Below are 15,263 nucleotides of genomic sequence, written 5' to 3' on the forward strand. Positions count from 1 at the left end.
AGTATTGGGGTTAATACAGTAAGGCTTCTGGCAACAGAGCGCCGCAAAAAAATGACACCATGTCTTACGGTATGGTGTCATTTTTTTGAGGAGATTTTATATGTATAAAATAGGCTTGGACATTGGGACAACATCGGTTGGGTTCGCTGTTTTGGAAACAGATATAAATAACGAACCTAAACGTATTATCGACCTGGGTTGCCGCATATTTGATTGTGCGGAAGTGCCAAAAACTGGCGCCTCGCTTGCAACTACAAGACGATTGGCAAGGGGGTCGCGGAGACGAAATAGAAGACACAAACATCGATTGGAAAGAATCAAAAACCTGATGATTAGGAACCAATTACTCACCAAAGAGTGTTTAGAATGCTTGTATGATTCAAAAAATTTGCCTGACATTTATCAAGTACGATACGAAGCGCTTGATAATAAATTAAGTAATGAAGATTTTGCACGTTTACTTATTCACCTCGCTCAACGTCGAGGGTTTAAATCAAATCGTAAAGTTGACAGTGAAGATACAGAAAATAAAGAAGCTGGGAAACTATTAAAAGCTGTGAGTGACAATCGAAACCGAATGGCCGAGAATGGATACCGAACAATAGGTGAAATGATTTTTTTGGATGAAAAATTTTCTGAACACAAACGGAACAAATCAGAAGACTACTCGCATACGATCGATCGTAGCCAGATGGTTGAAGAAATTGAGTATATTTTTAAATCTCAAAGAGCGTTGAATAATGCTTACGCATTGGAAACCTTTGAACAAGAATATTTGAAAATATATACCTCACAACGTTCCTTTGAAGAAGGGCCAGGTGAACAAAGTCCATATGCAGGGAATCAGATTGAGAAAATGATTGGGCGGTGTACTTTTGAGAAAGACGAACCTCGTGCTGTAAAAGGTGCCTATACCTACGAATATTCGGTGCTGCTCCAGAAAATAAATGGCATGACCATTAAAAACCAACTTGGCGAAAAAAGAAGACTCAATGATGATGAGCGGATGCGATTAGATGCTTTGGCCCATGAAGTTGATACGCTCAAATATATCCGTATCCGAAAAGTCCTAGATTTGTGCGATGATGAATATTTTGTGGGGTTATCCTATGGTCGCAAAGAAATAAAAGAAGTAGAAGACAAAACTAAATTTCAGTTTTTAAAACACTATCATCTGATGAAAAAGACCTTTAACAAAATCTCAAAGGATAAAATTATCGGTATTCCTCTTCCAACCCGGGATGAAATTGCCAGAATTCTCACCCTCTACAAAACCGACGAAAAAATAACAGAACAATTAAAGCAAATGACCGATCCGATCGTCGATGCGTTCCTCATTGAAGCTGTTTTAACTCTGCCAGCCTTTAAGCAGGTCGGCAATTTATCGCTTAAAGCCACCCAGCGCATTCTCCCATATTTGAAAGAAGGACAGCTATATTCGGATGCCTGTACTGCTGCCGGTTATGATTTCAGAGCCCATGCCGGGCATTCTAAAAAAAGCCTGCTGCCCCCGTTGGAGCATCAAAACCCGGAAATCACCAGTCCGGTAGTCAAACGTTCGATTTCACAGACAATCAAAGTCGTCAATGCGATCGTCAAAAAATATGGTGTACCCATGTCGGTAAACATCGAATTAGCAAGAGAAATGTCTAAAAATCATGAAGACCGAAAAGCGATCGAGAAAGAGCAAAAAGAAAACTTTGAGAAAAACGATAAAATTAAAAAACGTCTTAAGGACGAGTTTAGCATTCATTTTCCGACCAACCAGGATGTTGTTAAATTGAAACTGTGGGAAGAACAGGATGGTATCTGCCTGTATTCGGGAGAAAAGATGCAGATCCAGAATCTTTTTAATACCGGCTATGCGGAGATTGACCATATTATCCCCTACAGCATCAGTTTTGATGACCGTTTTATCAACAAGGTGCTGGTCATGGCCAAAGAAAACCAGGACAAGAAAAACCGCCTGCCGCTACAATACTTGACCGGCGAAAAAAGAGAGCAGTTTATCATCCTGGCCAATACCCAGATTCGCAACCATCGTAAACGGGAAAACCTCTTAAAAGAAACCATCACTCCGGATGAAATGGACGAATGGAAAGATCGAAGCCTTACCGATACGCGTTACATCACAAAATTCATGTACAATTACCTCAATGATTATATGCTCTTTGACGATATCTTTAAAGGCAAAAAGAAGGTGCGAGCCGTCAATGGGGCTGTCACTGCCTATATGCGCAAACGCTGGCAACTTTCCAAAGTCAGAGCCGATGGCGATTTGCACCATGCCTTGGATGCGGTTGTTGTAGCCTGTATAACCGATGGAAACATTCAAAAAGTGACCCGTTTCTCAAAAAATCACGAACTGCGCTACGAGCGGGATCATGATCGCAGTCAGTTTCACGAAAAATTTCCGCCGCCTTGGGTTGGTTTTAGCGACGAGGTTGGTATCCGACTTTCCGAGAATCCGGTGGAGCAATTGGAAAAAAGAGAGCTGCAAAATTATGAAGGGGTGGATCTTTCCAAAATAAAAGCCCCCTTTGTATCACGTTATAAGCAGAAAAAAATGACTGGGAAAGCGCATGAAGACACCGTAAAAAGCAGGAAGGTAATCGATGGACAGCAATACGCAATAAAGAAGGTTCAATTAACCACTTTAAAACTCGATAATAATGGTGAAATCAAGGATTATTATGAACCTGAAAGTGATCGTTTTCTATATGAATTATTAAAAAACAGGTTAAAAGATGTCAAAAATGATGCAAAAAAAGCTTTCGCTGAGCCGGTTTTTAAACCCACCCCAAAAGGTGGTAAAGCACCAGAAGTAAAAAAAGTAAAAATAATTGAAAAAATGAATATTGGTGTTGCTGTTCATAATGATAATGGAATCGCATCCAATGATTCAATGGTCAGAGTAGATGTATATCAGATTGAAAATGATGGTTATTATCTGGTGCCCATTTATGTAGCAGATTTATTAAAAGAAAGGCTTCCTAATAAAGCAATCGTTGCACATAAACCCTATGAAGACTGGAGAGAAATGAAACCAGCTGATTTTATTTTTTCTTTATATCCAAACGATTTAATCTATATCAGTTTTACAAGACCTAAAGAATTTACTGTTGTAAATTCAAACAGCACATTAGCTGAAAAGAAAAAAGTTGAAAAAACATTTGTTTATTATAAGAAAGCGCATTCTGCAAATGGAACGATTTCAGTGATAACTCATGACAATACATATACTTTAGAGAGCTTAGGGGTTAAAACACTTGCTTCTATTGAAAAATACGGAGTAGATGTTTTGGGAAATATTCAGAAAGTAGAACGAGAAAGAAGGCCGGTGTAATGGGGTATCGGAATCTTATGATCGAAAATCCTTGCAAGCTATCATTAAAAGATGAACAGCTCATTATTGAAGCCGGTCTCACCAACCGAGTGCCCATTGAAGATATTAACAGTATGCTCATCGAACATCAACAGGTTACAATCACGGCATGTGTATTAAATAAACTGACCAAAAATGGGGTTTGCGTATTCATCTGCGACGAAAAACACATCCCATCCGGGGTGTTGATGGGGTTGGACTCTCATAGCCGAAAACTGAAGATATTTGAAAATCAAATTTCTATGACAAAACCACAGTTGAAAAGAATCTGGCAGGAAATTATCGTTCAGAAAATAATCAATCAGGCCAGTGTTTTAAAAATTCTGGATATTGAAGGTTACGCAGAGCTTAATACTTTGTCAAAACGGGTCTATTCCGGCGATACTACCAATGTTGAAGCAACAGCGGCATCTTTTTATTTCAAACGTCTATTTGGGGAACATTTCGCCAGAGGCGATGCGATTATTATAAATGGTGCACTGAATTATGGTTATGCCATTTTGCGGGGGCTAATTGCCAGAACTCTGGTGGTCTATGGCTTTGAACCATGCATGGGGATTTGTCATCACAACCAACTAAATGCTTTTAACTTGGCTGATGATCTGATTGAATGCTATCGACCTGTAATTGACTTATACGTTGCTGAGAATATTGATAGTGAAGAAGAAGTATTGACACCCAAAATGAAAAGAGCACTTTATAATCTTATAAATATGGATGTACTTTCCGATGGTCAATATCATACGGTGAGTTATGCCATTGAACGAACCATTCAGAGTCTTAGTAAAATATACTTAGAAAAAAAAGGACATATAAAATGTTGCGAAATCATTCCACTCTCATTGCATGAATATGAGTAGATTCATGAGAATTATAGTATTTTTCGATCTGCCAGTTACCACTAAAAAGCAACGCAAGATGGCAACAGATTTTCGGAAGTTCTTAATCAAAGATGGCTATTATATGGTTCAGTTTTCAGTATATGCAAGGGTATGTAACGGCAATGATGCGGTAAAAAAACATCAACAGAGAATCCACAGAAATCTTCCAGACAATGGTTCTGTTAGGTTATTAACGATTACAGAAAAACAATATCAGGATATCCAGATTCTCGTTGGCGAATTAAAGATCGAAGATAAAAAATTTGTTGAAGAGCAACTTAGCCTTTTTTAAAATCGGAATATTTTAAAAAATATTTGCCAAAACCAATCGTTTTAACAACAAAAGAACCCCTGAAAGCCCTTTGTTTTCAGGGGTTCTTTTGCCTCGATTATACCATACCAAGATAATTGAGGGAAATACAGCTTTCTCCCGTTATTCGTGCAATCATCTAAAATTATACCATACCAAGATAATTGAGGGAAATACAGCTCTTTAATGTTATTATATATAATAGGTAGAATTATACCATACCAAGATAATTGAGGGAAATACAGCTCTCCAGGAGCATATACTGGTGAACCGATTATTATACCATACCAAGATAATTGAGGGAAATACAGCGATAAGCTGGCCACGGTCGATGCAGAATGGATTATACCATACCAAGATAATTGAGGGAAATACAGCCCTTAATCACTATTATAGAAAATCAGCCACATTATACCATACCAAGATAATTGAGGGAAATACAGCTACCAGCTACACCGTTTGATTCTGTTTATCATTATACCATACCAAGATAATTGAGGGAAATACAGCACAACGATGGATGATGAGATCGAGGGCATTATTATACCATACCAAGATAATTGAGGGAAATACAGCCTCTCACCACTTGCGTTAATACTCGCTATGATTATACCATACCAAGATAATTGAGGGAAATACAGCTATTAACGCTGGTGGTATTCCGAACGCCTTATTATACCATACCAAGATAATTGAGGGAAATACAGCGGTGCTTTAATGTGGATGATCACAAATTATATTATACCATACCAAGATAATTGAGGGAAATACAGCTCTGTGGGCAGTACAACGCTTTCTAGTGGAATTATACCATACCAAGATAATTGAGGGAAATACAGCTTTCTCCCACGTTCTTACCTCCCTTCAGTTATTATACCATACCAAGATAATTGAGGGAAATACAGCTATTATATATAATGGGGTATAAAACAAATGATTATACCATACCAAGATAATTGAGGGAAATACAGCTCAGTAACAATTCATACTGCATCGTTCAACATTAGACCATACCAAGATATATTGAGGGAAATACAGCGACGAGAGTCCCACGGGTGAGACTTTTGAAATTAAATAATTGAGGGAAATACAGCTATACTCAATAATAGGGTATATAATTGTAAATTGTACCATATCAAGAGAGACCTGGGAAGATAGTACCAAAAACAAACGTGGTAACATTTAAAAGTAGACTGATAATTTTTAGTCACCAATTAAATGTAAATCAAAACACTAATCGGCATATTTTATTCCAATTAATATTTCAATTTCATAAAATCGACCTTATGTTATAATGGATAAAAAACAGAGCAGGTGATCCAATGAATAATATCGTGCGCATCCAAAGTATGACGATTAAAAATATCAAAAATGTGAAATCCGTCAGCATGAGATTGTCTCGCCGATAAAATCATCATATTCATCAACAAACATGTCGAATTGATGGTCAAATAAGCGCAGGCAGCAGCATCTTCCTTGATGTCTTCAAGGGTGATAGTCCGCTTCCCCGAGGCGTCAGCGCTCAAGCCGGCCCGGCTTTTGATCCAGGCATTTTCTTTGTGGTAAGGTCCCGCAGGGCCCAGGCGGCGTATTTTCGTACTGGACAACCACATTATCAATAATATAACGCTCCCGATCGGTTAGCCGTTCGGTTTCTTCAGGTATCATGTTCTCAAAATCTTCATCAAAGAAGAACCGCAATTCAGTCAGTACGGGGCCATGTTTCCAGCCCTCAAAGGATTCTAAAAACAACGGCTGCCCGTTGAAAGCCAATGACTCTTTTTGCGCAAAATAAAGAAGTTTATGTAGTGTCAGTTCACTGTTGGTAATCTGTGATTGCGTTAACGTCTCATAGGAATAAACAAGATATCGCGTAATATCTCTCAGCGTTGCCATCATCAGTACCTCCTTGGTTGGGTTTACTTAATCAGGTGTATATTATCACCAAAGCTTAAAGTTACAACTTCTTTCCTGTTTTTACCCGCTTTTCGCATCAAGAATCATAAAAAACTACCGATGCCCCCGGTCACCCCGTTAGGCAAGGGCTTGAGGTGGAATCCAGATAGTGACGCAGGCAGATCAGACAGGCGTATGGCAGTGTTTCGGGCTGCATCAGCGCCGCCGCAACCGCCTCGGGCTGTTGGGACAAAGCAAATAAAGGGCAGAGTTCGACCGCATCGACCTCCGACCAGAGGTTTTTAAAAAAAGTCATGCAGGGTTGATGGGGGTGTTGCATTGGGTTTTCCATGTTGCGTCTTACCTTCAAAGAATTTTCAGCGCTTAGAAACGTGGCGATGTTAAAACGTTTTGCCGCTGCCGTAAGGCCGCAGTTGTAGTGCACAAGTGGTTGGTTAATCGTGAGATTGTGTGATATTTCTGTACGATTCTGCGATCTTAGTGTCGTTTTATAGCGAGATTGTTGATATATATCATTATAAGCAAATCTAATCTATAAGGATATTATTATTCATGACACAATTATTGGTTTTCATGACATCCGGCGCCCTCGGTTTTTTTCCGGAACCAGTGAGGTAGCTATGAATCATTTTGCCAAAGCAAACAATAAAACCGCTCAGAAATAGCAGCAACACACAGCGGTCGATTCAAGCCGGCCCCGTGTGGTCGTGTTTAAGCTGATTTAAACCGGCTTTTTTTTATGCCCAAAAACCGCCGTCGGCCCGTCGCCACGCCATTTAAAGCCAGTCACCAGGAATCATAAAATGGTCTCAAATAAGAAAAAGGAGGATTACCAATGGCATTGATTAGCGATTTTTTAACCAAAAAAGTTCAGCTCCGCTCCAACCACGGGATGGTCGATGGCAAGGAAAAGATCACCACCCGCACCTACGGAGACATCGTTTCCGACGCCACCGATCAGGCAATTTATGACACCGCCGTGATCATTGACGGGTTGCAACAACCGGTGATGGAAGAAGTCATCAAACACGAGCTGGCGCTGCTGACCCTGATTTAGGGGGAGGTTCCCCCCGGTATCTGGCGTCGGTAAAATTCACATCCCTAGCGGCGATTATTAATCGCCCGTTGTCCTCCTGGTCAACAAAGGGGGGACAAAGCCCGGGTTGTCAGGTCTCATCGCCACCAACCCGCAAATTTTAGAGAGGAGGTAAAAAAATGGCAGCAAACACCGTATTACAACTGACTTTTAAACGGGCCGACCTAAAAACCACGACGATGTCAATCACCGATCCCAAGGTCGGGCTGACGGTTGACGAAGTCAACACCGCCATGGCCGGGATGATTGACAAAGCAATCTTCGCCCCCGATGGCCAGCTTCTGACCGCCAAGGTCAAAGCCGAACTGGTGATCACTGACAAATCCGCCTTTACTATGAGCTAGGGCGGGGCGCCAGGCGGTGGATCTCTACGCCCCGGGGATCACGATTGAAAGAGTTGCCAGCATCGCCGGGAGCCTGGGGCTGACCACCATCCTCTACCCCGAGCAGGGCTTTGTCCACTGCGAGGTGTAGCCGCTGGTGGCGTCGGGCAGGATTGGTAAAAGCCGGCAAAAAAAACAGTAAATTTAAAAAATAGCGGCCATGTTGGCCGCTAAATCGTGCTGTTTCTTTAATGAGATACGCACATTTCGGGACAGTTAATGCTTTTTTAACAGGGGCTTCGGTGTTTCATGCTTGTAAACGCACCCTGATTGCACGTGACCCGGATATTTCTATTTTTGAACAAAGGGCCGATTCGTAGGTCCAGGTGCGGCGGAACCTTTTGGTAGAATGAGAATTCGTATCGCTTCGAGACGATAACCAAACCCCGCTGTTCCCGAACTCTGACCATTTTTGGCCCAGTCCAGCCAGCCGAAATTCTGGGCATGCACCTGATAATAGACATCGTAGTCATTGACTGTCCATTCAGGGAGCAGAATCCGAATCGCTTCCAGTCGTAAGCCCTGTCCGGATGTCCCGCTAACTGCCTTGTTGTTTTTCCAGTCCTGCCAGCCGATATTCTGAATATGAGTCTGATAATACATATCAACCTCTTCCTGATTAACCGGATCCCAACCAACCATCAGTATGGCTTCCAGTCGTAAGCCCAGTCCGGTTGTGCCGCTTACTTCACCGTTTAATTTCTGCTCCTGCCAGCCGATGTTCTGAACATGGGTCCGGTAATAAACATCAAGAGCGGCGCTGTCGTTGTTGACGATCGTGACCGGGAATGTTGCCGTCTTGCCGCTCACGGTCACGGTGATAATCTGACCGCTTTCCGGCGCGCTGCTGTTGAAACCACTGATATTGGCAGCAGTCACGGTAACGGGTGCCTGGGTTCCGTCATTATAGGTTCCGGTTACCACCAGGCCGGTCAGATCCAGGCTTTCACCGACTTGATAAGTGGTCTTATCAGGCGGGGTGGTGACGGCAATACTGGTCAGCGGATTATCAATCGCAATAAATGGAATATTGAAGGTGTTTGCATGAACTTCAGCATTAGAGCCTGTGATGCCGTAAATAGTCAGATTAGGACATCCGTCAAAAACGCCAGTATCAGCGAGAGCTGTTTGGCTGCTCGGGATTGTTACACTGGTTAATGCACTGCAGTCTTTAAAAGCATCGTAGTGGATATATCTGACGTTTTCTGGTATTGTAACACTGGTTAAGTTCGTGCACCCTTCAAACATCGAAGACGGCAGGTCGATTAACTGGTTCGGCAGGGAGATACTGGTCAGCCCAGTACACGCTTCAAAAGTAGACGATCCAATTTTGGTGACACTATTTGGAATCGTGATGCTAGTCAGGCCGCTACACTTTTCAAATACATGATATTCAATTTCGGTGACGCTATCGGGGATGGTGATGTCGGTTAAGCTGCTACATTCACGAAAAGCGCTTTGTCCGATAAATGTGACACTGTCGGGAATTGTGACACTTTGCAGGGCAAAGCATTGTAAAAAAGTCGCATCTTCGATGTAAGTAATGCTTTCCGGAATTGTGACGCGGGTCAAAGAAATACAATTTGCAAACGCACTAGCGCCAATCTTTGTCAGGCTGTTCGGGAGGCCGACGGTTACTAATCCGCTGTCCATAAAAGCTTGCGATTCAATGGTTGTGACACCGTAGGGAAGCGTAATACTCTGTAATGAAGTACATCCGCTAAAGGCATTAAAGCCAATAGTTGTGACACTATTGGAAATCGAAACCCGTGTTAAAGTGGTTAGTTTGTAAAAAGCAGATTCACCAATGGTTGTGATGCCGTCCGAGATCGTGACACTGTTTATTGCTTTTCCATAAAAAATGCTTGTGCCAATCTCCAATACCTTTTTACCATCCAGCGTTCCAGGGATAACCACATCAACATCGGTACCAGAGTAATGGGTAATGATAACACCACCAGGAACATCTTCATACCAAAAATCGCCATCTAATCCAGTGCTCGGAGTGATGACTGCTGCTGCTTCCGGATTTACGTCTTCAGCATTGACGGTCACTGGCATCGTACCGAGCAACAACGTGATAATAATCAACAAACCAAGTCCGACATGCAGATATTTTTTCATTTTTTCCCTCGCTTTCTTAAACACGATGAAACACCGTGAATTTTTGCCGATCGTCGATTCGTTTGGTACCAGTTTAATCCGGATTCACCTTACTGTTATTGATCCGAGCGCACTATTTTCTATTTATGGATCCCCCCTTTAACATCGGTAATAAACTGTTTCTTAAACCATTTTTTATATTAAAGTATTTACCCTTATTTATAAAATTTTAACAGCCACGCGCCCAGATGGTCTTGCACCTGTCGTACGTAATGCGCAGGCACTTCCGGCTTTTTTCGGGTCTGGAAAAAACTCGAAAATACCCCGTCGTCACGCCATTTAAAGCTAGTAACCGGGGATGGTAAAATGGTCACAAATAAGCGAAAGGGGGTGAACCCATGAAAATAAGTGAAATCTCGCTGGTCTTTGCCCTGGTGGGCGGGCTGCTTGGGCAAATGCTCGGTGGTTATGACGGCTTTTTACAATGTCTGATCGCCTTTGTGGTGATGGACTACTTAACCGGGTTTTTGGCAGCCGCCCAACAAAAGCGCCTCTCCAGCGCCCAGGGCTTTCGTGGCATTCTCAAAAAAATCCTGATCTTTATGGTGGTCGGGATCGGCCATCTGCTGGATATCACCCTGCTCGGTGGCGCCGGTGCCCCGCTGCGGGTGGCGATGATCGGCTTTTATCTGGCCAACGAAGGCCTGAGCATTCTGGAAAACCTGGGCCGGCTGGGGGTGCCCCTGCCCAAACGGCTGGCAGCGGTGATCCGGGAATTGGGTGAGGCGGACGATACGCATCAAGAATAAGTGCTTTTGGAGCGTCCCGCTCCGGCCCGCATACGCCGACGAGAAATGGGCTTTCTCGCATTATTGCTCGCGGTTTTTTCATTTAACTTCAGACTGGCTGCGAATAATCTTTGTTTTGGGGTAGATATAAAATTGTTGAGACTAACATAATCTCATTTTATATAGCGTTTCAGAACGGCGGCAAATAGAATGAAAACGGAGAATCATCCCAGCATTACAGTGGCAACAACGGTGATAGTATTCATTGCCGATGCCCTTTATTCCCGAAGAAAATAAAACCAGAGTCATTGAAGTTTTTGAAGTAGAAGCAACGAATTCATTGGAGTTGTAAGAGAATGGATGGCTGGCCAGCCTTGATCATTTCAAAAATTACGCTGAACAAACTGCCACGTATCAACCATTATCGTCAGTATTTAATCGTCACTTTCTGAGCGGTCTTCAGAAAACGGCGATTTTTTGGTCAGCGGGAGATTGCGGTAATATGACCCGGACGATCATCTTTTGTCCGCTCCGATTTTATGCTACAATACCTTAAAAAACTGATAAAACCAAAATTTTAGATTTGAGAAGGAGAAAGCTATGAAGTTTTCATGGGTAACAGTCACCGTCAAAGATATGGATGAATCGATCCGGTTTTATACCGATATTGTGGGATTGACGGTGGATAGCCGTAGGCCGGCCGGTCCAGATCTTGAACTGGCTTTTTTAGGGGATGGCGAAACCAAACTGGAACTGATTTACAATAAGACCATCCCGTCGACAAGCATTGATGCCAACATTTCGCTGGGGTTTGAAGTCGTCTCACTGGAGCAAACGATGGCAACATTAGACGAAAAAGGTATCCTGCACAGCGTCCCGTTTCAGCCCGCGCCACATATCAAGTACCTCTTTATCAGTGACCCCAACGGGCTTAAGATTCAGCTGCTGGAGCTCATGTAAAACACCCCAAGAATTAAACACGATCATCGGGTAAAATTCTAGCGCAATTTAAGAAAGGAAAACAGGGCCGCACATCATCACCCGGGGAACAGGTGCCGCCGGAGCTGGAAGCTTACCGAGAAAGAGGACACTGCAGACTGGCAGTCAGATCTGGACGTGTTAACTGCAATTGCGGTGGCCGTGGGATTAGATAAAACAGAAGCATTAAGCATTTTAGAGTCATCAGCTTTCGCGAAGGAGGTTTGCGTATGATCCCCAAAAAACTTAAAACAGGTATAATTAAAATTGATAAAATGCTGTTAAAAGGTAAGCTTATGGGCGTCTATATGCGTCATATCAAATACCGGGGAAAGGCTTACACATTGACAGATCAACTTTATTTTCCGCCACATACAGCAGCAAATAAGACGATTCGTTTAGGGCCCGATGGTGAATTGCTGGCAATTGGTGGAGACTGGACGCCGGAACGTATTATTTTCGCCTATAAAAACGGAATCTATCCGGTTTCCTTTAAAAATCAACCGATTTTATGGTGGACTGCTGAAACGCATTGTATTATGCATCCAAAGGATATTCATATCCCCAAAAATATGCAGGCAATCATTCGACAAAATAAATTTCACCTCACGGTTGATCGTGCTTTTAGTGAGGTGGTCAATGCCTGTCAGGAATCCAGAACAGAGTACAGATGGTTGATTCCTGAACAGGTGGAGGCTTTGTATCGGCTTCAACAAATGGGTTTTGCGCATTCAGTTGAAGTCTGGCAGGATAAAAAACTGGTGGGTGGTTTGTTTGGAATTGCTTTTGGCTCTTATTTTCATGGGTTGTCGATGTTCTCACGTTTGAGAAACACCTCAAAACTGGCTTATATCGCACTTTCACTGCGATTGGCGGAGCTGGAATTTGGCGTGATGGATTGTGGAGTATGGCCCACAGAGCATATGAAAAGCTTAGGGGCTATTGTTATTACCCGGGATGCGTACCTGCAAATGCTGGACCCTGTTGTAAATGCACCTGACATCATTGAGGATTGGGGAAAGCTTTTCGAAAACTGGGATTTACCACAAGCGGCACAAAATCACTTGCGCAAACCCCGGAACGAGGGGATCATTTAACGAAATGGATACAATCCCGGCTTGAATTTATAAGCCGATTCGCCAACCCCGGGGAATTGTTCAGATTGTCCATGGTTTTGGGGAACATTCGCGACGGCTTCACTAAACTAAAAATAAAGATGGAGGAATCCTTTGAACGAGAAAAATATTGCGTTGTTGATTGATGTCGACAATGTCAGTGCCAAATATGTAAAAAGCATCTTTGAAGAATTAAATGCTTTTGGAACGGTGTCAATCCGCCGGATTTATGGTAACTGGAAAAAAACCTATGGCTGGAGTGAAGATATTTTACTGGAATACTCAATCCAGCCGATTCAACAATTTGATTACACCAGGGGCAAAAATGCCACCGACATGGCGATGGTGATTGATGCCATGGACATGCTGTACGCCCATAACATCGATGTCTTTTGCATTGTCACCAGTGACAGTGATTTTACCAAACTGGCCATGCGCTTAAGAGAATCCCAGGCCTATGTGATCGGCATGGGGGAATCAAAGACTCCCCTGGCGCTGACCAAAGCATGCAACAAATTTGTCCATCTTGATTTGATCGCCTCGGATGAGCCCAAGATCGAAGCGATTATTGAGCATCGTCAGCATGAAAATAATGCCAAAACGCCGGAGACAAGTGAATCAAATGTTACCCCCATCAGTCAAATTCAGGAATCAATATTAGACATGATTGCCGAAGCCGATTATCTTACCCTGGGACTGGTCGGTTCATCACTGGGGAAATTATATACTGATTTTGATGTCAGAAATTATGGTTATACCAAACTCAATGTTTTTATTCGGGAAGAATTTCCGAAGATTTACATTGAGGAAAAGGATGGCACCGTCTTTGTCAAGATGAAAAATGATGTTGATTTCATGACGGTAAAAAATGAAATCATTGAGATGATCACCAAATGCGGCGGGGTGGTTGAAAACTTATCTAAAATACATGAGGCGTTAAAAACAAATCATAAGCATTTTAACATCCATGATTATGGTTTCAGCCGCTTTTCCAGCTTTTTGAGAAGTATTGAAGAAATCTCGGTGGACGGAAATAAGGTCAAATTGAAAACGAAAAATCGAAAAAGAATTTAGTGTGGCAACAGATCTGGCCATCGCGATAGCCTTTCCTGACCGGACCAAGAGCCCCTGACGAACCGTTATTTAAAAAGCGTTAATCCCGTTTAACAAAATTTTAACGGTTTCTTAACACAAAAATTACCGGGAATGTCTTTAAAACGGATGGATGATCCGGGTACAATAGAAACAATCAATAGCCTTACCGTTCCATGCGCTGCTCGTGCACCCCCTGTTGCGACTGGCAGCGCATGATCGGTAGGGGTTATTCTTTTTTCACTCGCTGAAAATAAGGGGTTAAAAATTGTTTGGAAAGGTTTTTTTATGTTTAATCAATATTTTGGTAATTACCTTTTGGAGAAAAAATTAATCAAACCAGAAGAACTGAGAATGGTTTTAGCGGAACAAAAATCTGTTAAGGTCAAATTAGGGGTTCTGGCGATTGATGCTGGTTATATGAATGCCGGGCAGGTTGAGAAAATCCATCAGCTGCAGGTCGCACAAGATAAACGCTTTGGTGAACTGGCGATTGCGGGAGGATACTTAAGCGAAGCGCAGTTGGCTGAACTGTTAAACGCCCAGAAAAAATCGAATAGTTTATTAGGACAGCTGCTGATTGAGCGGGGGATCTTTTCCCTGGCCCAATATGAAGACGCGATGCGCCAGTATCAGGCCGATTCCCAGCTGACTGGCGATGAGCTTCAGGTGCTTAAAAATAACGATATCACACAAATTGCGGAACTCTTTCTAAAAACCGTAGCGGATGATCAAAACCGCATCCTGCGGGACTATTTTGAACTTTTTCTGCGAAACATCGTCCGCTTTATCGATGATGAAATCCGGATGGAAGCAGCAGAAACCGCTGATTCCTACACTTATGATTATCTGGTGACCCAGGGCACCGCCGGAGAGTCGCGTTTCTTTAGCGGGTTTGCGGGTTCAGAAGCGGTGTTAGCACAGTTTGCAGCGATTTATGCCGAAGAAGCGGTAAGCGGGATGAACGACCTGGCGAAAGATGCGCTGGGTGAATTTCTCAACTGTCATAATGGGTTATTCTTATCCCAGCTGGCCCATCAGGGGATTGAGCTGGATCTGCTGCTGACCGCCGTGAAAGAGTCCGGAACGATCAAGCCCGCCGGGGCCCTGTACGTGATTCCCTGTTATTTAAGCTTTGGCAGGATCGATTTTCTTTATGCCGATGCGAACCCTGGTTTTATGGCAAAAGACCAGCACTGATCGATAAAAGTATTT

At 42.8% G+C, this 15,263-nt stretch carries 12 protein-coding genes and 1 CRISPR repeat array; of the genes, 10 read left to right on the plus strand and 2 right to left on the minus strand.

Annotated elements, in window-relative coordinates; genetic code table 11:
• Positions 1 to 100: 100 nt before the first annotated feature.
• Genes cas9 through cas2 form a run of 3 tightly spaced genes read left to right on the plus strand, consistent with a single transcriptional unit; the run spans position 101 to position 4,558 of the window.
• The gene (gene cas9 / locus ACEW8F_RS06520; RefSeq protein ID WP_373482663.1) at positions 101 to 3,346 is read left to right on the plus strand and encodes a type II CRISPR RNA-guided endonuclease Cas9; all 3,246 of its coding nucleotides are present in this window, start codon (positions 101 to 103) and stop codon (positions 3,344 to 3,346) included.
• A complete protein-coding gene (gene cas1, locus ACEW8F_RS06525) occupies positions 3,346 to 4,245 on the plus strand; it encodes a type II CRISPR-associated endonuclease Cas1 (protein ID WP_373482664.1) in 900 nt (299 codons plus the stop codon). Before cas9 ends, cas1 begins: the two co-directional genes overlap by 1 nt.
• Positions 4,246 to 4,249: 4 nt before the next feature.
• Positions 4,250 to 4,558, plus strand: a complete 309-nt coding sequence (cas2, locus tag ACEW8F_RS06530) for a CRISPR-associated endonuclease Cas2 (RefSeq protein WP_373482665.1) — start codon at positions 4,250 to 4,252, stop codon at positions 4,556 to 4,558.
• Between the two features lie 96 nt (positions 4,559 to 4,654).
• Positions 4,655 to 5,615: a CRISPR direct-repeat array (repeat unit 36 nt; unit sequence ATTATACCATACCAAGATAATTGAGGGAAATACAGC).
• A 476-nt stretch (positions 5,616 to 6,091) separates the two neighbouring features.
• Here cas2 and ACEW8F_RS06535 read toward each other — a convergent pair.
• Entirely contained in the window at positions 6,092 to 6,475 is a 384-nt protein-coding gene (locus tag ACEW8F_RS06535) for a Panacea domain-containing protein (protein ID WP_373482666.1), read from the minus strand.
• Between the two features lie 853 nt (positions 6,476 to 7,328).
• On the opposite strand from ACEW8F_RS06535, the gene ACEW8F_RS06540 reads away from it, so the two are divergent.
• The gene (locus tag ACEW8F_RS06540) at positions 7,329 to 7,550 is read left to right on the plus strand and encodes a DUF1659 domain-containing protein (protein WP_373482667.1); all 222 of its coding nucleotides are present in this window, start codon (positions 7,329 to 7,331) and stop codon (positions 7,548 to 7,550) included.
• 158 nt (positions 7,551 to 7,708) lie between these two features.
• A complete protein-coding gene (locus tag ACEW8F_RS06545) occupies positions 7,709 to 7,933 on the plus strand; it encodes a DUF2922 domain-containing protein (RefSeq protein WP_373482668.1) in 225 nt (74 codons plus the stop codon).
• Between the two features lie 330 nt (positions 7,934 to 8,263).
• On the opposite strand, the gene ACEW8F_RS06550 is transcribed toward ACEW8F_RS06545, so the two are convergent.
• A complete protein-coding gene (locus tag ACEW8F_RS06550; RefSeq protein WP_373482669.1) occupies positions 8,264 to 10,096 on the minus strand; it encodes a leucine-rich repeat protein in 1,833 nt (610 codons plus the stop codon).
• Positions 10,097 to 10,473: 377 nt separating this feature from the next.
• Between ACEW8F_RS06550 and ACEW8F_RS06555 the strand changes: the two genes are divergently transcribed.
• The 5 genes from ACEW8F_RS06555 to ACEW8F_RS06575 all read left to right on the plus strand — a co-directional run bounded on the left by ACEW8F_RS06555 (position 10,474) and on the right by ACEW8F_RS06575 (position 15,248).
• A complete protein-coding gene (locus ACEW8F_RS06555) occupies positions 10,474 to 10,884 on the plus strand; it encodes a holin family protein (RefSeq protein WP_373482670.1) in 411 nt (136 codons plus the stop codon).
• Between the two features lie 579 nt (positions 10,885 to 11,463).
• Complete coding sequence (locus ACEW8F_RS06560) at positions 11,464 to 11,823, plus strand: VOC family protein (RefSeq protein ID WP_373482671.1); 360 nt, start codon at positions 11,464 to 11,466, stop codon at positions 11,821 to 11,823.
• A gap of 248 nt (positions 11,824 to 12,071) precedes the next feature.
• A complete protein-coding gene (aat, locus tag ACEW8F_RS06565; protein ID WP_373482672.1) occupies positions 12,072 to 12,938 on the plus strand; it encodes a leucyl/phenylalanyl-tRNA--protein transferase in 867 nt (288 codons plus the stop codon).
• Positions 12,939 to 13,070: 132 nt separating this feature from the next.
• Positions 13,071 to 14,030 carry an NYN domain-containing protein gene (locus ACEW8F_RS06570; RefSeq protein ID WP_373482673.1) on the plus strand — a complete coding sequence of 320 codons (960 nt, stop codon included), beginning with the start codon at positions 13,071 to 13,073 and terminating at the stop codon, positions 14,028 to 14,030.
• 336 nt (positions 14,031 to 14,366) lie between these two features.
• Positions 14,367 to 15,248, plus strand: coding sequence for a hypothetical protein (locus tag ACEW8F_RS06575; protein ID WP_373482674.1), 882 nt, complete (start codon positions 14,367 to 14,369; stop codon positions 15,246 to 15,248).
• Positions 15,249 to 15,263 lie beyond the last annotated feature (15 nt).

The sequence above is a fragment of the Acetobacterium sp. genome, assembly GCF_041752335.1.
Classification (GTDB): Bacteria; Bacillota; Clostridia; order Eubacteriales; family Eubacteriaceae; genus Acetobacterium.